The sequence below is a fragment of the Micromonospora alfalfae genome, from assembly GCF_022230925.1.
In the GTDB taxonomy this organism is placed as follows: domain Bacteria; phylum Actinomycetota; class Actinomycetes; order Mycobacteriales; family Micromonosporaceae; genus Micromonospora; species Micromonospora alfalfae.
On record NZ_JAKKFH010000022.1, the window covers coordinates 40,279 to 59,253 of the forward strand.

The 18,975-nt window shown below is 70.8% G+C and carries 19 protein-coding genes; 12 read left to right on the forward strand and 7 right to left on the reverse strand.

What is annotated here, in order from left to right:
* Positions 1-117 precede the first annotated feature (117 nt).
* Together MED01_RS18405 and MED01_RS36150 are read left to right on the forward strand one after the other, a co-directional pair.
* Positions 118-2,226 carry a M14 family zinc carboxypeptidase gene (locus tag MED01_RS18405; protein ID WP_238669793.1) on the forward strand — a complete coding sequence of 703 codons (2,109 nt, stop codon included), beginning with the start codon at positions 118-120 and terminating at the stop codon, positions 2,224-2,226.
* Positions 2,227-2,307: 81 nt separating this feature from the next.
* Positions 2,308-3,009 carry a fasciclin domain-containing protein gene (locus MED01_RS36150; RefSeq protein ID WP_238669794.1) on the forward strand — a complete coding sequence of 234 codons (702 nt, stop codon included), beginning with the start codon at positions 2,308-2,310 and terminating at the stop codon, positions 3,007-3,009.
* 6 nt (positions 3,010-3,015) lie between these two features.
* Here the strand turns inward: MED01_RS36150 and MED01_RS18415 are convergent, their stop codons facing one another.
* A complete protein-coding gene (locus MED01_RS18415; RefSeq protein ID WP_238669795.1) occupies positions 3,016-4,011 on the reverse strand; it encodes a tyrosine-type recombinase/integrase in 996 nt (331 codons plus the stop codon).
* A 58-nt stretch (positions 4,012-4,069) separates the two neighbouring features.
* On the opposite strand from MED01_RS18415, the gene MED01_RS18420 reads away from it, so the two are divergent.
* Both MED01_RS18420 and MED01_RS18425 read left to right on the forward strand, forming a co-directional pair.
* A complete protein-coding gene (locus MED01_RS18420) occupies positions 4,070-4,621 on the forward strand; it encodes an AAA family ATPase (protein WP_238669796.1) in 552 nt (183 codons plus the stop codon).
* A complete protein-coding gene (locus tag MED01_RS18425) occupies positions 4,618-5,379 on the forward strand; it encodes a hypothetical protein (protein ID WP_238669797.1) in 762 nt (253 codons plus the stop codon). The genes MED01_RS18420 and MED01_RS18425 overlap by 4 nt, the downstream gene beginning before the upstream one ends.
* A gap of 442 nt (positions 5,380-5,821) precedes the next feature.
* Here the strand turns inward: MED01_RS18425 and MED01_RS18430 are convergent, their stop codons facing one another.
* On the reverse strand, positions 5,822-6,604 hold the full coding sequence (locus MED01_RS18430) for an alpha/beta fold hydrolase (protein ID WP_238669798.1): 783 nt from the start codon (positions 6,602-6,604) through the stop codon (positions 5,822-5,824).
* 206 nt (positions 6,605-6,810) lie between these two features.
* On the opposite strand from MED01_RS18430, the gene MED01_RS18435 reads away from it, so the two are divergent.
* On the forward strand, positions 6,811-7,251 hold the full coding sequence (locus MED01_RS18435; protein WP_238669799.1) for a hypothetical protein: 441 nt from the start codon (positions 6,811-6,813) through the stop codon (positions 7,249-7,251).
* Positions 7,252-7,312: 61 nt separating this feature from the next.
* Here MED01_RS18435 and MED01_RS18440 read toward each other — a convergent pair whose 3' ends face one another.
* On the reverse strand, positions 7,313-8,908 hold the full coding sequence (locus MED01_RS18440) for a beta-N-acetylhexosaminidase (RefSeq protein WP_238669800.1): 1,596 nt from the start codon (positions 8,906-8,908) through the stop codon (positions 7,313-7,315).
* Between the two features lie 213 nt (positions 8,909-9,121).
* On the opposite strand from MED01_RS18440, the gene zwf reads away from it, so the two are divergent.
* The 3 genes from zwf (at position 9,122) to MED01_RS35800 (ending at position 12,298) form a co-directional block, all read left to right on the forward strand.
* Positions 9,122-10,501 carry a glucose-6-phosphate dehydrogenase gene (gene zwf, locus MED01_RS18445; protein WP_238669801.1) on the forward strand — a complete coding sequence of 460 codons (1,380 nt, stop codon included), beginning with the start codon at positions 9,122-9,124 and terminating at the stop codon, positions 10,499-10,501.
* A gap of 238 nt (positions 10,502-10,739) precedes the next feature.
* Positions 10,740-12,176, forward strand: coding sequence for an OFA family MFS transporter (locus MED01_RS18450; protein ID WP_238669802.1), 1,437 nt, complete (start codon positions 10,740-10,742; stop codon positions 12,174-12,176).
* Entirely contained in the window at positions 12,173-12,298 is a 126-nt protein-coding gene (locus MED01_RS35800; protein WP_256442137.1) for an MFS transporter small subunit, read from the forward strand. The genes MED01_RS18450 and MED01_RS35800 overlap by 4 nt, the downstream gene beginning before the upstream one ends.
* Before the next feature lie 37 nt (positions 12,299-12,335).
* Here the strand turns inward: MED01_RS35800 and MED01_RS18455 are convergent, their stop codons facing one another.
* Positions 12,336-13,064: an SDR family oxidoreductase gene (locus MED01_RS18455; RefSeq protein ID WP_238669803.1), complete on the reverse strand. Its 729-nt coding sequence runs from the start codon at positions 13,062-13,064 to the stop codon at positions 12,336-12,338.
* 88 nt (positions 13,065-13,152) lie between these two features.
* Between MED01_RS18455 and MED01_RS18460 the strand changes: the two genes are divergently transcribed.
* The 3 genes from MED01_RS18460 (at position 13,153) to MED01_RS18470 (ending at position 15,261) form a co-directional block, all read left to right on the forward strand.
* The gene (locus MED01_RS18460) at positions 13,153-13,986 is read left to right on the forward strand and encodes a patatin-like phospholipase family protein (RefSeq protein WP_238669804.1); all 834 of its coding nucleotides are present in this window, start codon (positions 13,153-13,155) and stop codon (positions 13,984-13,986) included.
* 45 nt (positions 13,987-14,031) lie between these two features.
* Positions 14,032-14,493 (forward strand): peroxiredoxin, encoded by a 462-nt coding sequence (locus MED01_RS18465; RefSeq protein WP_308193510.1) that lies wholly within the window; start codon positions 14,032-14,034, stop codon positions 14,491-14,493.
* Between the two features lie 84 nt (positions 14,494-14,577).
* Entirely contained in the window at positions 14,578-15,261 is a 684-nt protein-coding gene (locus tag MED01_RS18470; protein WP_238669805.1) for a hypothetical protein, read from the forward strand.
* Positions 15,262-15,267: 6 nt separating this feature from the next.
* Here the strand turns inward: MED01_RS18470 and MED01_RS18475 are convergent, their stop codons facing one another.
* Positions 15,268-15,720 (reverse strand): MarR family winged helix-turn-helix transcriptional regulator, encoded by a 453-nt coding sequence (locus MED01_RS18475; RefSeq protein WP_238669806.1) that lies wholly within the window; start codon positions 15,718-15,720, stop codon positions 15,268-15,270.
* A gap of 97 nt (positions 15,721-15,817) precedes the next feature.
* Here MED01_RS18475 and MED01_RS18480 point away from each other — a divergent pair, with 97 nt between their 5' ends.
* Positions 15,818-16,264 carry a winged helix DNA-binding protein gene (locus tag MED01_RS18480; RefSeq protein WP_238669807.1) on the forward strand — a complete coding sequence of 149 codons (447 nt, stop codon included), beginning with the start codon at positions 15,818-15,820 and terminating at the stop codon, positions 16,262-16,264.
* Between the two features lie 177 nt (positions 16,265-16,441).
* Here MED01_RS18480 and MED01_RS18485 read toward each other — a convergent pair whose 3' ends face one another.
* Both MED01_RS18485 and cydB read right to left on the reverse strand, forming a co-directional pair.
* On the reverse strand, positions 16,442-17,635 hold the full coding sequence (locus MED01_RS18485; RefSeq protein ID WP_238669808.1) for a GNAT family N-acetyltransferase: 1,194 nt from the start codon (positions 17,633-17,635) through the stop codon (positions 16,442-16,444).
* A gap of 330 nt (positions 17,636-17,965) precedes the next feature.
* Entirely contained in the window at positions 17,966-18,964 is a 999-nt protein-coding gene (gene cydB, locus MED01_RS18490) for a cytochrome d ubiquinol oxidase subunit II (RefSeq protein ID WP_238669809.1), read from the reverse strand.
* Positions 18,965-18,975: the final 11 nt, after the last annotated feature.

The window sequence follows — 18,975 nt, forward strand, 5'->3', positions numbered from 1 at the left end:
AAGGGTCGGCGGGGGAGCGGACCACCGAGCCGCAAGATTCCCTCAAGATCATTGCATCGACGGACTTCGACGATCATGCTGGTCGACACGTGCCACGATCACCTCGTCGGAGGCCACATGAGACGCCAGCGACCCACCCTCATCGCCGTGTCCACCCTCATCACCGTCACCCTCACCACCGCAGCACCCACCCCCGCCAACGCCCAACGCGCCGCACCACCGGACCAGGTCACCGCCCTCACCGCCCACCAGGCCGACGGATACACCACACTCGCCTGGCAACCCGTCAACGGCGCCACCGACTACCAGATCGAACGCACCCCCGTCGACACCGACAACACCCCCACCGGCACACCCACCATCGTCGGCATCTGGCGACCCAACCGCCAGATCAACCAACAGGCACCCACCTTCGCCGACGCCGGCTACAACCCCGGCGACACCTTCCAATGGCGGGTACGCGCCCGCACCGGCACCACCGAACAGCCCTACTCCGACCCGGTCACCGCCACCACCACCGCACCCTGGGGCAACCCCACCACCCCCGGCGAACAACTGCGCACCGGCTGGGAGACCACCCACGCCGCCCAGTACACCAGCGACACCGACGAGTACGCCTACACCGCCGCCATCGACGCCCTCAGCGACCGCGTACGCGTCGTCGAACTCGGCCGCACCGTACAGAACCGACCCATCAACATGCTCGTCATCGGTTACCCCAGCCCGGCGGCCACCCCGGAAGCCGTCGCCGCCACCGCACCCGTGGCCATCAACTGCAACGTGCACGGCAACGAACCCGGCGACCGCGAAGCCTGCCTCATCATGGCCCGCCAACTCGCCTTCAGCACCGACCCCCGCATCACCGACCTGCTCAGCCACACCACCGTCCTGATCGTCCCCACCATCAACGGAGACGGCCGCGCCAACAACACCCGCGGCAACTCCACCGGCCAGGACCTCAACCGCGACTACTCCCTGATCCGCCAACCCGAGACCACCGCGTACATCACAATGGTCCGCGACTACCGACCCGTCGCCGGCTACGACGGCCACGAGTTCGGCAACTCCCGCGCCGGTGACCTGCCGATGCTGCCCCCACGGCACCAGAACGTCGCCCAACCCATCTTCGACCAGTCCCAGGACATGATCGAAGGCCACATGTACGCCAAGGGCGCCGAAGCCGGCTGGTGGGCCTGCCCCTACGGCTGCGAAGGCGGCGGCAACGTCGGCCTCAGCGAAGAAACCATCCTGCGCAACACCCTCGGACTCAAGAACGTCACCAACTCCCTGCTGGAACTGCGCAGCTCCGGCGGCCAGACCCGCCCCGACGAGGGCAACACCACAAACAACCGACGCCGCAAGACCTACTCCGCCCTGTGGACGTTCCACCAGTTCCTCGACTACCACCGCGCCGACCGCGCCGACATCCTGAAAGCCCGCAGCGAAGCCATCCAAACCCAGGCCGCCAACACCGGCCGGCTGGTCTTCCGCGGCTCCCGCCCCATCCCCGCCCACCCCGCACCGCACCCCGGCGACAGCCCACCACCACTCGACGCGCCCCCCGCCGACCTGATCCTCGACAACCCACCCTGCGCCTACAAACTCACCGACGCGCAGTACAACGGCCCCCGCACCGACGGACCCGGCGGCGTCGGCACCACCGTCGCCCAGCGCATCGCCGCCCACGGCTGGAAGGTCATCACCATCGGCGACGACCACTACGTCCCCCTCAACCAACCCGAACGCGGCCTCATCCCCCTGCTCCTCGACGGCAAAGGCGTGGAGAAGCTGACCGACGGCGAACGCGTCTATCCCACCCTCACCGGCCGCCGCAACGGACCCCTGACCGTCACCGGCTTCACCTGCGCCGACGACGCCACCATCAACGGCCCGGTCACCGTCCGGGCCGGCGCGGCGCTCGTCACGACAGCAACGACCATCAGCGGCCCACTCACCGCCACCCGCGCCGCCGGCATCCTCCTCGCCGACAGCACCATCAACGGCCCGGTCCGCATCGCCACCACCGACACGATCTCCATCATCGACGCCACCATCGCCGGCCCCGTCGACCTGTCCGGCAACACCACCGGCACCGACGCGCCAGTGCTGGCCGGCACCACCATCCGCGGCCCACTCAGCTGCACCGGCAACAACCCCGCACCGACCAACCTCGGCATCGCCAACACCGTCCACGGCCCCCGCACCACCCAGTGCGCGGCACTCTGACCGACAACTAGCGAACCATCACGCCGGCGGCGCGGGCCCGACACCCGCGCCGCCGGCACCTCACCACCTACCCCCGCACCCGTGGAGGCCGCCGTGTCGCACCCCGCCACCCCACCGCGACACCCCCGACGACTCCGCAGACCGCACCGCGCTCGGCGGAATCGACTGACGCTCAGCCTGCTCCTGCCGACCCTGCTGCTGGCCGCCTGCACCGGCAGCCCCGCAACTCCCCACACGAACGCCGCGCCAGCGAGCACCGGACCCCAGCCCACCGGGCCACTCTGCGCCGCCCTGCCCACCGGCACCGACCCCGGCAACCCGAGCTTCCTCGCCGGGCAACCCGTCGACCAGGCGCTGCGCTGGATCCCCACCCTCACCACGTTCGAAGCGGCGGTGCGTACCAGCGGCGTCCTCACCGACCTGCCCACCGGCGACGGCGTCACCGTCCTGGCGCCCTCCGACGACGCCTTCGCCGCCACGTTCTCCGAGGACAACTGGGACGACCTCATGACCCACCACACCGACCAGCTCCGCACCCTGCTGAAAGCCCACCTCATCACCGGAAGCCACCCGATCACCGACCTCACCACCGCCGGCACCGCCACCACCCTCGACGGCGTCACCGTCACCGTCACCCGCAGCGGGCCCACCGCCCGACTCGACGACCGCGCCGACACGGTCTGCGCCGACTACCAGGCCACCAACGCCCGCATCCACATCATCAACGCCGTCCTCGGCCCACTGCCCGTCACCGCCGACGGCACCGGCCACCGCGCACACTGACCACGCTCACCCGGGCGGCACCAGACCCGCCAGCGCACGGTTGGTCCGGTTGGCCCGGACCGCGTCACGCTGCTGCCCGGCCGTCACCTCGATGTACGTCTGCGACGACGCCAACGACGCATGCCCCAACAACCGCATGATCTCCGCCGCGCTCGCACCGTCCTCCGCCAACCGGGTCGCGAAGGTGTGCCGCAGCGCGTGCAGCCGCGCACCACGCGGCACCCGGTCACCGATGCCGGCCCGCCGGTAACACGACTCGACGAGATACTGCAGGCCACCACGGCGCAACGGCTCACCACGCCGATCCACCAGAAACGGCGAGTCGGGGCGTACCGACCGCGAACCGAAGCGCCGCACCCGACTGTCCAGGTAGTCCCGCAGCACCCGGTCCAGATCCGCCTCGATCGGCACCACCCGAGGCCGCCCACCCTTGCCCGCCACCTCGACCCGCCGCTCACCGGGCCGACCGCCGAGCGAGTCGACCCGCAACGCCAGCAGCTCCGACAACCGCAGCCCGGCGCAGAGCGCCACCGCCAACACCGCCACATCCCGCTCCGGCCACGGGTCGCGTTGCCGACCGTCGTCGCGCGCGGCGGACGCGAGCAACACCTCGGGGGTGTCCGCGCCGCGCAACGGCTTCGGCTGGGGGAGTAGCGCCCGAGGTCGCCCGACCGCCGGCATCGGGTTGCCCGCCACGAACCCGTCAGCGACCAGGAAGGTGAAGAAGTTGTTCCAGGTGGACCAGGCCCGGTGCACCGACGCGGCCGCCCGGGGAGCGGCGAACCGGGCGAAGGCCGCCCGCATCACCCGGGGGGAGAGGTCGGTGATCGACAGCGCGTCCAGGGACAGGGGAGGGGTGGCATCTTCCGCGACCAGCGCCGCGACCGTGTGCAGATCCCTGCGGTACGCGGCAAGGGTGTGCGGGGAGGGCTTGCGGGTGGCCCGCGCGGTCAGGAACTCCTCGATCAGCACCGCGAGCGATTCGTCCTGTTTGTCATGCATAAGGGATATTATGCAGCATTTTCGGGTTTCCGGGTAGGGGCCGAGAGAGGGGGAGGAGATGCCAGAACCCCGGCGGTACGTCCTCACGGGAGCGCCCGGCGCCGGCAAGACAACCATGATCGAGGCGTTGCGGCGCAGGGGACACGTCACCGTCCGAGAGGCCGCCACCGACCTCATCGCCGAGAGGCAGGCCCAGGGGTACGCCACGCCGTGGCACGACACCGACTTCGTCGACGCCGTCGCCGCGCTGCAACACCACCGGCAGGTCGGCGCCGACGCGCGTCAGCCGGTCCAGTTCTACGACCGGTCGCCCCTGTGCACAGTGGCGCTGGCCCGCCACCTGGGCAGACCGGTCGGCCCGGCGCTAACCGCCGAAGTGGATCGCATCATGCGCGAGCGCACCTACCAACGCCTGGTGTTCCTGATCAGCCCGCTGGGCTTCATCCGCCACACCGCAGCGCGCCAGATCAGCTACGCCGACGCGCTGGCCTTCGCCCGCCTGCACCGGGAGGTGTACGACGAGCACGGGCACCAGCTGGTCGAGGTGCCAGCCGGACCGGTGCGGACACGGCTGGCCCTGATCGAGGAACACGTATCGTTCGCGACATGACGTCACCCGGTGCCACCTGCCCCGAGTGCGGTCAACCCGGCACACCCACCGTGTACCGGGATCCGAACGATCCCATGAGCTGGGTCTGTCCCGAGGGGCACCGGTGGCGGGCGACCGACCGGCCCGGGTGGAACCCATGGGCGACGCCCAGCGCCGTCACCGCACCCCACGACCCCAGTGACACCCCGACCCGGACCGGCCCCGTCACTGTCGACAAGGACGGGCGGACCTGGCGCATCGGCACCGCCAGCGACGTCGCCTGGCTCACCGGGCGCACCACGCAGGGCCTCTCGGTCACCACCGCGATCCCGCCGGTGTTCGAGGCGTACGGCACCTTCCACCCGCCCGCCGGGGTCGGCTTCGACGCCCACGAACGCGCGGTGATCGACGAACTGGTGACGTGCACGCCGGATCAGCCCTGGTGGCTGGGCTTTCTCGACACCGGCGCCCACGACGTCGTCTTCCCACACGCCCCGAAGGTGTCCCTCTACTGGGCCTGGCCCTACGTGTTGGTCCAGGCCGGGCCGGAACAGGCCCTCACCTGGCGGGCCGGCCACCTGCGCGGCGACGGGGCGCTGCCCGACCTGTTCTTTCCCGAGGATCGCTCCTGGCTCGTCTCCGCCCTGTGGGACGACACCTGGACCGACATCGGCGCCAGCGGTGCGGTACTCGCCGCCCTGCGACGCAACCCGCTGGTCAACGCGCGCCTCGTCGGGCCGGACGAGGACGCGTGTCCGCCCGGCCTGACGCGCGACTGACCTCCGTCCGACGACGCTGAGGGGACCCCCAGAACCCGCTACTTTACATAATGTGCATTATCGAATCGCGGTTCGGCTGTGGGTGGAGAGGGCAACCGATCAGATCTCTTCGACGGCCGTGTCGGCCCACCTGGCCCAGGCGTCACGCCAGTGCCGGTCGACGGCCTCGCGCTCGCTGATGGGCACGCCCTGTCGGGGCATGAGGTGTTGCCGTTCGCGGTGATCGTGAAGCTGCCCCAGGTGACGGTGGCGTTCGCCCAGCCGCGGGTCAGGTTCAGGTAGTTGGCCTTGGCGGCCCAGGCAAGGCCGATGCCCGAGTAGTAGCCGTCGTACACGTCGTAGTTCTGTTGGTTGGTGCCGCTCCCCGTATTGATTGGCACCGAGGAAGACATCAATCGACGTAGATGCATTGCCACAAGGCCCGCTCCCCCATCTCGGGTTGTCAGATGCGTGTACGGCGCAGCCAGTCCTGGGTGAGTGATCGCAGCAGGGCGGGTTGTTCGTACGGCAGGTAGTGTCCGGCCGTGTCGATCACGGTGTAGGTGCCGCGGGGAAAGTGGCGCATGGCGCGGAACTGGTCGGCGTACCCGACGATTCGGTCCTGCCGGCCGGTGATCACGCTGACCGGGCCGTCGAAGACGACCTCTGCGGTCTCGTCGGGTAGCGCGTAGTTGGAGCCGCTCTGCAACTCCTGTTGGAATGTCGGGTCACCGGGGCCGCCGGAGTTCAGTGCCGTGAGCACTGTCGCGACGACGGCTGGGGTGCGGTGGCCCAGGGCGGCGTCGAGGTGTGCGTGCAGGGCGGCGGGAGCGGCGTCGAGCCAGCCGGTGGGTGCTTCGAGTGGTGGGTCGTCGGGCAGGTCCCGGCTGTCGCGGGCGATGGTGACGCCGGGACAGACGAGGAGCAGGCCGCGGACGAGGTCGGGTCGTTGGCGGGCGATGCCGGCGGCCAGGTACGCGCCGTAGGAGCCGCCGGCGAGCAGGGCCGGCGCGTCGACGTGGTGGTCCAGCCAGGCGCAGACGGTTTCCAGTAACGCCTGGGAGGTGGGTGGGCAGTTCGCGGGGGTGTCTCCGTGGCCGGGCAGGTCCAGGTAGATCTCTCGTAGGCCGGTGCCCGCGAGGGCGGGGCTGAGGGCGGCGGCCGTGGCGGCGCGGCTCATGCTGAACATGGGTAGGCACACCACCGCTGGTCCGGTGTCCGCTGACTGGTCGTACGCCAGGTGCATGGGAGAGTCCTCGCTGGAGATTGCTGGGTGTGCTCCAACGTCTCATGCCCGGCGAGGTCGGGCTGGGACACCGGACGTGAAAGCGGTGTGCGGTGTCGGCGGATGATGTCTACAGTGGTGCGTTCTGGCCGCCGCTCGTTCACCGCGAACGGTGGGGCCGCACATCACCACGGGGGAACACCTTGACGAGTAAGCCTGTCCGTATTGTGGTTGGCCTGGTCGCGACAGTCGGCCTCGTTGTGGGCTGCCAGCCTGCCGAGAAGGAGAGCGCGGGGGCGCCCGCGCCGTCGCCGACCGTGGCGCCCAGCCCGACGGTCGACGTGGCGGCGAACAGCAAGCAGGTCTGCGACGCCAGTCTCGATTTTGTCAAGAAGCACTACGTCGCGATGGCCGACGATGCGATCGCCGCCATCGACAAGCCGGTCAGCGCGAAGGAGGCGGGCGCGAAGGTCCGCGGCCACTACACCGCGCTGTTGCAGGATCTGCGGACGGCGGCGCCGACTGCTGCCGACCCGCAGGTGCGCACCGCGTTGGAGGCTCTGGCCGCGGGTGTCGAGAAGCACCTGGCCGGTCCGAAGGCCACCGAGGTCGAGGCGCCGGATCTCGACCCGCCGCTGAAGGTGTTGGACACCGTCTGCGGTCGCTGAGTGTCGTGGGCACCGGCCGGGTCGGCCGGTGCCCACGAACGGCGGGTGAGGTGGGTACGGGTCAGATCCAGGGCAGCTGTGGGGACGGGTAGAAGTCGACCTGTTGCAGTCGCCAGCGGGGTGCCTGCTCCCCCAGCCGGGTCCGGAACGATTCCCAGTCGTGGCTGGCGGGGGTGGACCAGCCGAGTTCGGCGATCGCGGGTAGGCGGGGGAAGGCCATGTATTCGATGTCGTCGAGGGTGCGCAGCGTTTCGGACCACAGTGGGGCCTCGACGCCGAGGATGGCGTTCTCGCCGACGCCGGTGACCCGGGTGGCCGGGTCCCAGCCATAGGCGTCGGACACCTCGATCAGGCCGGCCCAGCGCAGGCCGAGGCGGGTGTTGGCGTCGTACTTCATGTCGAGGTAGGTCTTGTTAGCCGGCGACATGATGATCTTGTTGCCGCGGGCGGCGGCTGCGGCGAGGCTGGCGTTTGTGGTGCCGGTGCCCCAGAACTGGGCGACGACGTCGGTGGGCGGGTCGGCCTGGGTGATCTCGTTCCATCCGGAGGCGCGCTTGCCGTACTTCGCGACCAGGGGCAGGACCCGGTTCATGAAGGTGCGGTAGTCCTCGTCGGTGGTGGCGTGGGCTTCGTCGCCGCCGATGTGCAGGAATGGTCCGGGGGTGATGGCGGCGAGTTCGCGGATGACGTCCTCGACGAAGCGGTAGGTGAGTTCGTCGTTGATGCAAAGGGAGCTGTAGCCGACCGCCATGTCGGTGCGCGGGGGCGGTGCGACGCCGTCGCAGTTGAGTTCGGGGTACGTCGACTGGGCGGCGTTGGTGTGCCCGGGCATGTCGATCTCGGGGATGATCGTGATGTGTCGTGCCGCGGCGTAGGCGACGACGGTCTTGTAGTCGGCCTTGGTGAGGTATCCGGGGCCGACGCCGTCGACTCCGGTGCCGGGTCCGCCGCCGACTGTGGTGAGGCGGGGCCAGGAGTCGATCTGGATGCGCCAGCCCTGGTCGTCGGTGAGGTGCAGGTGCAGGTAGTTGATTTTGTACTGGCTGAGCAGGTCCACGTAGGCGGTGATGTCGTCGACGGTGTGGAAGTGGCGTGCGAGGTCGAGCATCGCGCCCCGGTAGGCGAAGCGTGGGTAGTCGATGATTCGTCCGCCGGGGACTGTCCAGGTGGTTCGCTGCCGGTTGGGTGCCTCGATGTCGGCGGGGAGCAGTTGGCGCAGGGTCTGGGTGCCGGCGAACAGTCCGGCGGGGGTGTTGGCGCGGATCGTGATGCTGCGGCGGGTGACGTCGAGTTGGTAGCCCTGTTGGCCGATGCGGGTGTCGGCGCCGCCGATGAGCAGGGCGATCTCGGGTAGCGGGGTGGAGCGTACGGGCAGGACGGGCAGGGGGTGGCCGGTGGCGGGGCGCAGTGTGGTGGCGAGCTGCTGGCCGACGTGCCGAGCGGCGGCTGAGCCGGGGGTGGTGCGGATGACGGTCAGGGGGGTGATCCGGAATGTGTCGTGCGGGTCGGGGTGGGTTTCGACCGGTGCGGGGATGACGTCGCTGAGGTGTCGGGCTGGTGCGGTGGGTGCTGCGGCGGCGGGCGTGGCGGGCAGGATCACTGGTAGCGCGAGTGCGGCTATGGCCAGCAGCCGTGTGGTGGTGTGTCGGCGACGCACGGTACCTCCAGGCCTCGTCATGATCGACCTTCGTCGATTAGAGTCGCAGGCTACCGGCGTTCCGCCTGTACTGTAAACCTTCCTTAACATAAGGGCTCGTCGAGACAGTGTTGTCGCCGACCTCACGTACGCCCCACGCTGGGGAATTCCTGGAGTGGGTCGTGCCGTTGTCCGTTCGGAAGATCAGGTTCGGATGATCGAATGGGAAGTGCCATGCACATGCGCTCAGACGCGGTAGTGCTGTTCGGCGTCACGGGTGACCTCGTCTCGAAGAAGCTGTTTCCGGCGCTGTACGAGTTGACCCGGCGCGACCGCCTCGACGTTCCGGTGATCGGCGTGGCCCGCTCCCCCTGGGACGATCAGCAGTTGGTCACCATGGCACGCAAGTCGGTCACCGAGGCCGATGACGAGATCGACGACGAGACCTTCGATCGGCTGGCTGACAACCTCTCGATGATCTCCGGCAACTACGCGGACCCGACGACGTACCAACGGCTGGCTGAGCGGCTGCGCGACGCCGAGCAGCCGGTCTTCTACCTGGCGATCCCTCCGGCGGTGTTCGGCTCCGTCGTCGAGGGCCTGGCGTCAGTGGGTCTGGCCGACCGGGGTCGGGTGATCGTGGAGAAGCCGTTCGGGCGTGACCTGGAGTCCTCCCGCGAGCTGGATCGCACCCTGGGCGCGGCCTTCGCGCCGGAGCGGGTGTTCCGCATCGACCACTACCTCGGCAAGGAAGCCGTCGAGAGTCTCTATGCCTTCCGGTTCGCCAACCGGCTGTTCGAGCCGCTGTGGAACAACGAGCACATCGACAACATCCAGGTGACCCTCGCCGAGGGGTTCGGCACCCAGGGTCGGGCCGGCTTCTACGACACCGTGGGCGCGACCCGGGACGTGCTGCAGAACCACATCCTGCAGGTCGTGGCGCTCATCGCGATGGAGGCGCCGGCCAGCGAGGACACCGAGGCGTTCCGGGAGGCGGAGGCCACGGTGCTGCGGCAGATCGCGCCGCTGTCGCCGGAGTCCACAGTCCGGGGGCAGTACGCCGGCTACCGCGACGAGCCGGGCGTGGCGGCGGACTCGAACACGGAGACGTTCGTGGCGACCCGGTTGACTGTCGACTCGCCCCGCTGGGCGGGCGTGCCCTTCTACCTGCGCACCGGTAAGTCCCTGCCGGGGACGGCGACGGAGGTCGTGGTCGAGTTCAAGCAGCCGCAGCGTTCGCTGATCCCCGCCGAGCGGGGCACGGCGAGGGCCGCGAACCTGCTGCGTTTCCGCCTCGGGCGTGGTGACGGCATCACGATGTCGATCCAGGCGAAGAGCCCGGGCGCTGAGGTGGCGAGCCGTCCGGTGGATCTGTCGGTCGACTTCGGTTCGGCTTTCGGTCGCCGGCAGGAGGCGTACGAGCGGTTGCTCGACGACGCGATGGACGGGCAGCACCTGCGCTTCGCGCGGGCCGAGACGATCGAGCAGGAGTGGCGCATCGTCGAGCCGATCCTGGATCTGCCGGCGGCGGTGCAGTCGTACGAGAAGGGCAGTTGGGGTCCGGCGGACGCCGACGCGCTGGCCGGCGGCTGGCACCTGCCGGCCCTGCGGTAGTCGCGGCCCGAGCCGACGGCGGAGTGACCGACTCGGTTTCCCGGCATGTCGCGGTGTCGGGGTCGCCGCGATGGCCCGACTTTCCGGAAGCCGAGTCGATCACAGGGCCGCCGCAGGCGCTGAGTGACCGCTCAGCTCAGCGGAACGACCGTCCGGCGACGGCGAGGTTTGCCGCTGACGAGTGGTGCGGGCACGTTGGGGGCGACGTTTCTCGTCCTCATCGGAGAGGAAGCAACGCATGCTTTCCGCACTCGATCGTCGGCACACCGTCGCGCCACCCGGCTACAGCCGGTGGCTCATCCCCCCGGCCGCGTTGGCCATCCACCTCTGCATCGGTCAGGTCTACGCCACAAGCGTCTACAAGAACTCCCTGATCGCCCACTTCGACACCAGCCAGACGGCGATCGGGGTGATCTTCAGCATCGCGATCGTGATGCTCGGGTTGTCCGCCGCGGTCGCCGGAACCTGGGTGGAGGCGAACGGACCGCGTAAGGCGATGTTCGTCTCCGCCTGCTTCTGGGCGGCCGGTTTCCTGGTGGGCTCACTGGGCATCGCCACGAAGCAGCTGTGGCTGCTGTACCTGGGTTACGGGCTGCTCGGCGGCATCGGGCTGGGAATCGGCTACATCTCCCCGGTCTCCACCCTGATCAAGTGGTTCCCGGACCGGCCGGGGCTGGCCACCGGGTTGGCGATCATGGGGTTCGGTGGTGGGGCGATGGTCGCCTCTCCCCTGTCGCGGCAACTGTTGTCGTTCTACGACGCCGGCTACGACCCGGCCAACGCGGGGTCGACGGCGTCGGGCAGCGCCCTGGTGTGGCTGTTCGTGACGCTCGGCCTGGGCTACTTCGTGATCATGATGTTCGGGGTGGCGAACGTGCGGGTGCCGGCGCAGGACTGGCGGCCGGCCGGCTTCGACCCGGCGAGCGTGGCGGCGAAGCCGCTGGTCACCACGGCGAACGTGTCGGCCGCGAACGCGGTGAAGACCCGCTCGTTCTGGCTGCTGTGGGTGGTGCTGTTCTGCAACGTGACCGCCGGCATCGGCATCCTGGAGCAGGCCAGCCCGATGATCCAGGACTTCTTCCGCGACAACGGCACCTCGGCGGTGACCGTCGCCGCGGCCGGCGGGTTCGTGGGTCTGCTGTCGCTGTTCAACATGGCCGGGCGGTTCGTGTGGTCGTCCACCTCGGACCTCATCGGCCGCAAACCGATCTACCTGGTGTATCTGGGTGTCGGCATGGTGCTCTACGCGCTGCTGGCCCTCGTCGGGCAGACCTCGACGGCCCTGTTCGTGCTGTTGGCCTGCGTGATCCTGTCGTTCTACGGCGGTGGCTTCGCGACGGTGCCGGCGTACCTGCGGGACCTGTTCGGCACCTTCCAGGTCGGTGCGATCCACGGTCGGCTGCTGACCGCGTGGTCGGCGGCGGGGATCGCCGGTCCGCTGATCGTCAACGGGTTCCTCGACGCGCAGGGCGAGCCGGGCTCGCTGACCGCCGCGGCCTACCGTCCGGCGCTGTTCACGATGGTGGCTGTGCTGGCCGTGGGCTTCGTGGCGAACCTGCTGGTGCGGCCGGTGCCGCAGCGCTACCACGAACCGTCGACGGAGCAGAGCACGGATGAGAACGCGGATCGGGACCTGGACGAGGACACGACGGCGCAGAGGAGTGGTACGCGATGAGTGAGGACAGCCGACCCGGGCAGCAGGCCCGGTTGTGGATCTCCTGGTTGGTGGTGGCGGCGCTGCTCGGCTACGGGGTCGCCCAGACCGTCGTCACCGCGGCGAAGCTGTTCACCCACTGAGCCGGATCCGGCGGTCTCCGACCGTGTGAAGGCGTGGTCAGAGACCGCCGGAGACGCGCAGCACGGTCCCGGTGGCGTACGAGGCGTCCGGGCCGAGCAGCCAGGCGATGGCGGCGGCGATCTCGTCGGGTTCGCCGGCGCGGCCCAGCGGGATGCGACCGACGGCGGATTCGGCGCGGTCGGGCACCCCGGAGTCGGCGTGGATGTCGGTACGCACGATGCCGGGGGCCACGGCGTTGACCCGGATGCCCTTCGGGGCGAGTTCCTTGGCCAGTCCGACGGTGAGGGTGTCGGTGGCGGCCTTCACGGCGGCGTAGTGCACGTACTCCCCCGGGCTGCCGAGGGTCGCGGCCGCCGACGAGACGTTGACGATCGCCCCGCCGTCGGTCAGCCGGCGGGCGGCCTGCTGGGCGCAGAGGACGTAGCCGACGAGGTTGACGTCGACGACCCGACGCAGGTCCTCGACGCGCAGCTCGGTGAAGGGCCCGATCAGGCTGGTGACGCCGGCGTTGTTGACCAGGCCGGTGAGCGGGCCGAGCTGGGCGGCCGCGTCGAACAGGGCGTGCACCTGCTCGGGGTCGGTGGTGTCGGCGCGTACCGCGACGGCCTGTGCGCCGACGGCCCGCAGGTCGGCCAGGACGGCGGTGGCGGCGGCCTCGTCGCGGCGGTAGCACAGGGCGACGTGGTGACCGGCGGCGGCGAGCCGGCGGGCGGTGGCCGCGCCGATGCCCCGGCCGCCGCCGGTGATGACGGTGACGGGTGCCACGGTGCCTCCCCGGGAGTCTGACGCCTGCGCGATGGTCGTGCCGACGCTACCGTGACCGGCGCGGGTCGGTCGTCGAGAGGAGAGTCACATGCAGCGGGCGTTGGTGCTCGGCGGTGGCGGGGTGACCGGGGTGGCCTGGGAGTTGGGGCTGCTGGCCGGGTTGGTCGAACGGGGCGTACCGGTCACCGGGGCGGATCTGGTGGTTGGCACGTCGGCGGGCTCGGTGGTCGGCGCGCAGGTGTGCTCCGGGTTGCCCGTCGAGCGTTTCTACAGCAAGCAGTTGGCGCCGCCGTCGAGTGCGCTGGCGGCACGGTTGGGTTTCGCGACGCTGGCGCGGTTGATCTGGGCCGGTGGGCGGACCCGCGACGCGGTGCGCGCGCGGGCCCGGATCGGGGCGATGGCGGTGGCGGCGCGTACCGAGTCTGAGGCGTCGCGACGGCCGGTGATCGAGGCCCTTCTGCCGGTCCGGGAGTGGCCGCGGCAGCGGCTGCTGATCACGGCGGTGGACGCGTCGTCCGGTGAGTTCGTGGTGTTCGACAGCGACAGCGGGGTGTCCCTGGTGGACGCGGTGGGCGCGAGTTGCGCGGTGCCCGGGGTGTGGCCGCCGGTGACGATCGGCGCGCGCCGCTTCGTCGACGGTGGGATGCGCTCGACGGTGAACGCGGACCTGGCGGCGGACGCGCGCAGGGTGCTGGTGCTCGCGCCGACGTCGTCGGCGTTCGGGCCGATGCCACGGCTGTCGGCGCAGGTGGACGCGCTGCGGGCGGCCGGGTCGCGGGTGGTGGTGCTGACGCCGGACGCGGCGGCGCGCACGGCGATCGGCCGCAACGTGCTGGACCCGGCCCGGCGCGCGGGCGCGGCGCGGGCCGGACGGGCCCAGGCCGACGTGGTGGCCGACGAGGTGGCGGCGCTCTGGGCGTGATCGCTTACGCTCACCGCGCGGTCGATCAGACGACGGAGGTGCGCGGTGGCGGGTGTGGGTGTCGGCGACGAGGTGCATGATTTCGAGCTGCCTGATGAGACGGGCACGCCACGGCGGCTGTCGGAGTTCCTGGCGGCCGGGCCGGTGGTGCTGTTCTTCTACCCGGCGGCGATGACCCGGGGGTGCACGGCGGAGAGCTGCCACTTCCGCGACCTCGCGGCGGAGTTCACGGCGCTGGGCGCGACGCGGGTGGGCATCAGCCGCGACCCGGTGGCGAAGCAGGCCGAGTTCTCGAAGCTGCACGGCTTCGACTATCCGCTGCTGTCGGACGTCGACGGCGCGGTGGCGCAGCAGTTCGGGGTCAAGCGGCGGGTGCCGTTGGGGCCGTTGAGCATGAAGCGCATGACGTTCGTCATCGGCACCGACCAGCGGATCATCGAGGTGATCCACAGCGAGGTCAGCATGAACGAGCACGCGGACCGGGCGCTGCGGGCGCTGGGCGGCTGAGCGGGGCGCGAGCCCCGTGCGGCGGGTGTCGCAGTCGGCTGGTATCAAGACAGCAATCAAACAGGTGTACGGAAGAGGGTTGTGATGGATGCCGGCCAGGGTTTGTCCACTAGCGAGGTGCAGAGCATCCGGGAGTCGTTGGCGGCCGGGCGTAAACCGCGGGTGGTGTTCACCGCTGCGGCGGGGCAGATCGCCGGTCAGGTCGGTCAGGTGATCGAGTTGACCGACCCGGAGGTGTCCGACGAGTTCGTGGTGGTGCGCTTCGGCCGCGACGAGTTGCCGTTCTCCCCCGCCGACCTGGCCGTGGCGCCCAAGGGCGTCACTCGTCGGGTGGTGGAGCCGAAGCCGGAGCCCGAGCCCGAGCCGCCAGCGGTGGCCGCGCCGGAGTTCGTGTTGGACACGCCGCGGGTGCCCGCGCAGCGACAGGAGGAGCCGAAGGTGGAGCAGACGGAGAAGCCGCCGGCGCGGCGGGCGGTCAAGGCCGTCAAGCCGAAGGGCCCCGCGGGCCTCACCGTGACCTTGGCGTACGCCGACGGGGAGTGGACCGTCGCCGCGCAGCAGGGCAGCAAGGCGCTGGCGAAGCCGTACGTGGTGAAGCCGGCGGAGGCGTTGAAGATGGTGGCCCTTGTCGACGTGCCGGGGGTGCAGGAGGCGGTGGAGCAGATCCTCGGCACCGAGCGGGCCGAGGCGGAGCAGCAGGCAGAGAAGCTGCGCGCGGAGCTGGCCGAGATCGAGGCCCGGCTGGCGGAGCTGCGCGAGGCCCGCTGAGCCGGGTCAGTGCCGGCTGTGGTGGTGCAGCAGTCGGGTGAGCAGTCGCGTCAGCTGCTTGCGCTCGGTGGCGGACAGCGGGGCGAGCAGGTCGGCTTGGACGCGCTCGACGGTCGCGCCCATCCGGCGGGCCTCGTCGGCGCCGGCGTCGGTGGCGCTGATGACGTTGCGGCGGCGATCGGCCGGGTCGGGGGCACGCACCACGAGCCCTCGGCCGGCCAGGTCGTTGATGGCGGCCACCACGTCGCTGCGGTCGATGCCGCAGCGCCGGCCGAGGTCGGCCTGGCTCGCGGGCCCGTCCTCGGCCAGGGTGGCGAGCAGCCGGTAGTGGTAGCCGCGCAGGTCGTGCGCGGCGAACCCCTCGCTGAGCAGGCGGGCGGCGTGACCGGCGGTCTGGTTGAGCAGCCAGGTCGGGGTGGTGCTGAGCCCGGCGGGTGACTGCGGGGCCGTGTTGTCCATGCGGCGCAGCCTACCAGTAATCGTTGGCGCGACCCACGATCTGATGCTACGTTGGTCCAACCAACGTTGGTTCGGCCAACGTATCGAAGGAGGCGTCATGTCCACCGTCCCCACCCTCAACGGCCAGGTCATCGGCCAGGCCCACTACGCCACCCGGGCCCTGCTCGAACGGGCCACCGCTCCCCTCGGCATCGAGTTCAACCAGTTGCTCGCCCTCAACGTCCTCGCCAACGGCCCGGCCGAACGCGCCCACCTCACGCACCGGATCACCAGCACCCTCAAGGTCGACGAGCAGGAGGTGCAACGGGTGCTCACCACTCTCGTCGACGCGAACCTCGCCCAGGCAGACCACGACGCCGACGTACCACGGCTGCGGCTCACCGACGCAGGTCATGCCGTGCAGGCCCGCATCGCCGACGCCGTCGCGAACATCAGCGCGCGCCTCTACGCGGACATCCCCGCCGACGAGGCGAGCGCCGCCGCCCGGGCGCTCGCCCTGGTCACTCAGCGCGCCAACGCCGAACTGGCCGCTACCCCGACCTGACCGGCAAGAACCCGACGGCACGGGCCCGGTCCTGCCGCACGCCGGGCCGGAGCCAGCCAACCTGTCAGTGGCCCACGTGCCGGGCCCGGTCGGTCAGCACCAACCTGTCAGTGGCCCACGTGCCGGGCCCGGTCGGTCAGCACCAACCTGTCAGTGGCCCGCGCCGGGCCTGGTCGGTCAGAAGTAGTCGAGCAACTGCGCCGGGCCTCCAACGCCCAGCAGGTCCAGGGCGGCCGGGTCGACACCCGGGCTGTGGTGCAGCAGCCCGGCCTGCGCGACCGAGCGGGCCTGCGCCGCCCCGGCGTACAGCAGCGCGAAACCGCGCACGTCCAACCGCAGGTCGGCCTCGCCGCCGACCCGGGTCAGCTCGGCGGCGCCGTCGGCGACAGCCAACCGCCAGGTGCCGGAGTTCCAGTCGGCGAACGTGTCGGTGAGATGGAAGTCGACGGCGCCCCGGGCGTGGGCGGGCCACCCCCGTGCGGTCACCGCCCGCGCCACGTCGACCGGACGGTGCATCCACAGGTCCCGCTCGTGCTCGCGGGCCGACTCCAACGGCAGTTGGCGGCTGACCGCGTCCCCGTCGAGCGGGCACAGCCGCAGGGTCGGCGCGACGCTGGCCCAACTGCCCAGCACCCCGACGAGTTCCCGAGCGGCGTCGGCGGTGACGGCCAGCGCCTCGTCGACGGTGAGCACCGAGTCGGCCCCGTAGCCGCGGCCCCGCTGCCAGGTGGCGTAACCGACCAGCTTGCCGTCGGCCTCGACGAGGGTGAGGCCGTCACCGGGCAGGCCCCCGTCGGCGGCGAAGAAGTCGAACAACTCGCCCCGGCGGGTCAGCATGCCGTTGCGGTGGCGGGTGACCCGCTCGTACAGGTCGGCGACGGCGGGCAGGTCGGCAGGGGTGCCGGCCCGCACCGCCAGATCCGGGGAGTGCCGGTGCCGAGGCAGCGCGGCGGTGGCCACATTCACGGTACGCAGCACACCGGCGGCCTCCCACCCGCAGGCCCGGTACGGGGCGGCGACGGTCGGGTAGAGGGCACTGACCGCCGCCCCGCGCTCACGTGCGCCGCGCAGCAGGGCGGTGAGCATGGCACGGGCCACGCCCCGGCCGCGGGCCTCGGGAGCGACCGCCACCCCGGCCACGTCGGCGGCCGACACCGCCCGGCCCGACCACCACTGGTCGTGGCGCAGGTCGACGGCCTTCCCGACGAGCCGACCGCTGTCGTCGAACGCGCCGTAACGGGTCAGGCCGGGCACTGTGGCGGTGTGGTGCGCGGGCCGCTGCGGCTCGGAGCCGAACGCGAACCGGCCCAGCTCCCAGGCGGCGTCGAGGTCGTCGGCGGTGAGTTCGCGTACGTGCACAGTGGCGGGCATCGGCACACCGTAGCGGGGCGGCCGCGCGCCGACCGCCGATTTTCGCCCAGCATGCCGCCGGCCCCCAGCTCCCGCCGATCATGGAGTTGTGGTGGACACCAAAGCACCCGTGATCACGCCAAACCAGGCACCACAAATCCATGATCGACCGCGCCGCACCCGCGATCTTGCAGTTGCTGTCACGGCATAAGGGGCATTGCTCGTATTTCAGCAACCGAAACTGCAAGATCGGCGGGGTGCGGGGTGCGGGTGCGTTCAGGTCGGGGTGCACGTGCACCGCGGGGGCGGGTGGGGAAGCTCGGCCAGCCAGGGGGCCACGCACCCTGTCGGTCAGTGCTGCGGAATGTTGGCCACGCCGATGCGCTTGCGGAACACCCAGTACGTCCAACCCTGGTAGGCCAGCACGATCGGGGTGAAGATCACCGCCACCCAGGTCATGATCTTCAGGGTGTACGGGGTGGACGCGGCGTTGGTGGCCGTGAGCGTGCCGGCAGTGTCCAGGGTGGAGGGCAGCACGTTCGGGAACAACGCCGCGAACAGGGTCGCCACGGCGAGCCCGATCGCCACGGCGGTGCCGGTGAACGCCCAGCCCTCTCGGCGTACCCTAGCGGCGGCCAGACCACCGAGCAGGGCGAGGGCCGCGCCGACGGCGAGCACGACGGCGGCCGCGCTGGAGCGGATGCTCAACGTCCAGCTCAGGAACCCGACCGCGAGCACTGCGGCGCCCACACCCAGGCGCACGGCGAGCGCGCCCGCACGCTCCCGGATGTCGCCGGTGGTCTTGAGGGCGAGGAAAACCGCGCCGTGGGTGAGGAACAGCGCGAGGGTGGTCGCGCCACCCAGCAGGGCGTACGGGTTGAGCAGGTCCAGCAGGCCGCCGACGTACTCGTGGTCGGCGTCCAGTGGCACGCCGCGCAGGATGTTGGCGAAGGCGACGCCCCACAGGATCGCCGGCAGCAGCGAGCCGACCACGATCGCCGCGTCCCACCGGCGCTTCCAGGAAGCCTCGGGGCGCTTGTGCCGGTACTCGAAGGCGACCCCCCGGACGATCAGGGCCAGCAGGATCAGCAGCAGCGGCAGGTAGAAGCCGGAGAAGAGGGTGGCGTACCACTCGGGGAACGCGGCGAACATGGCGCCACCGGCGGTGATCAGCCACACCTCGTTGCCGTCCCAGACGGGGCCGATGGTGTTGATCAGAACGCGGCGTTCCCGGTCGTCGCGGCCGAGCACGGGCAGCAGCATGCCGACGCCGAAGTCGAAGCCCTCCAGGATGAAGTACCCGGTGAAGAGCACGGCGATGAGGAGAAACCAGATGGTGGTGAGGTCCACGGCAGGCTCCG

What these genes read in the sequence shown, in the direction of transcription:
- MED01_RS18475 (WP_238669806.1), bottom strand. Translation starts at nt 15,720, where the DNA reads ATGGACAACACGGCCCCGCAGTCACCCGCCGGGCTCAGCACCACCCCG.
- MED01_RS18460 (WP_238669804.1), top strand. Translation starts at nt 13,153, where the DNA reads ATGCAGCGGGCGTTGGTGCTCGGCGGTGGCGGGGTGACCGGGGTGGCC.
- MED01_RS18415 (WP_238669795.1), bottom strand. Translation starts at nt 4,011, where the DNA reads ATGCATGACAAACAGGACGAATCGCTCGCGGTGCTGATCGAGGAGTTC.
- MED01_RS18450 (WP_238669802.1), top strand. Translation starts at nt 10,740, where the DNA reads ATGCTTTCCGCACTCGATCGTCGGCACACCGTCGCGCCACCCGGCTAC.
- MED01_RS18470 (WP_238669805.1), top strand. Translation starts at nt 14,578, where the DNA reads ATGGATGCCGGCCAGGGTTTGTCCACTAGCGAGGTGCAGAGCATCCGG.
- MED01_RS18425 (WP_238669797.1), top strand. Translation starts at nt 4,618, where the DNA reads ATGACGTCACCCGGTGCCACCTGCCCCGAGTGCGGTCAACCCGGCACA.
- MED01_RS18480 (WP_238669807.1), top strand. Translation starts at nt 15,818, where the DNA reads ATGTCCACCGTCCCCACCCTCAACGGCCAGGTCATCGGCCAGGCCCAC.
- zwf (WP_238669801.1), top strand. Translation starts at nt 9,122, where the DNA reads ATGCACATGCGCTCAGACGCGGTAGTGCTGTTCGGCGTCACGGGTGAC.
- MED01_RS18485 (WP_238669808.1), bottom strand. Translation starts at nt 17,635, where the DNA reads ATGCCCGCCACTGTGCACGTACGCGAACTCACCGCCGACGACCTCGAC.
- MED01_RS18430 (WP_238669798.1), bottom strand. Translation starts at nt 6,604, where the DNA reads ATGCACCTGGCGTACGACCAGTCAGCGGACACCGGACCAGCGGTGGTG.
- MED01_RS35800 (WP_256442137.1), top strand. Translation starts at nt 12,173, where the DNA reads ATGAGTGAGGACAGCCGACCCGGGCAGCAGGCCCGGTTGTGGATCTCC.
- MED01_RS18405 (WP_238669793.1), top strand. Translation starts at nt 118, where the DNA reads ATGAGACGCCAGCGACCCACCCTCATCGCCGTGTCCACCCTCATCACC.
- MED01_RS18420 (WP_238669796.1), top strand. Translation starts at nt 4,070, where the DNA reads ATGCCAGAACCCCGGCGGTACGTCCTCACGGGAGCGCCCGGCGCCGGC.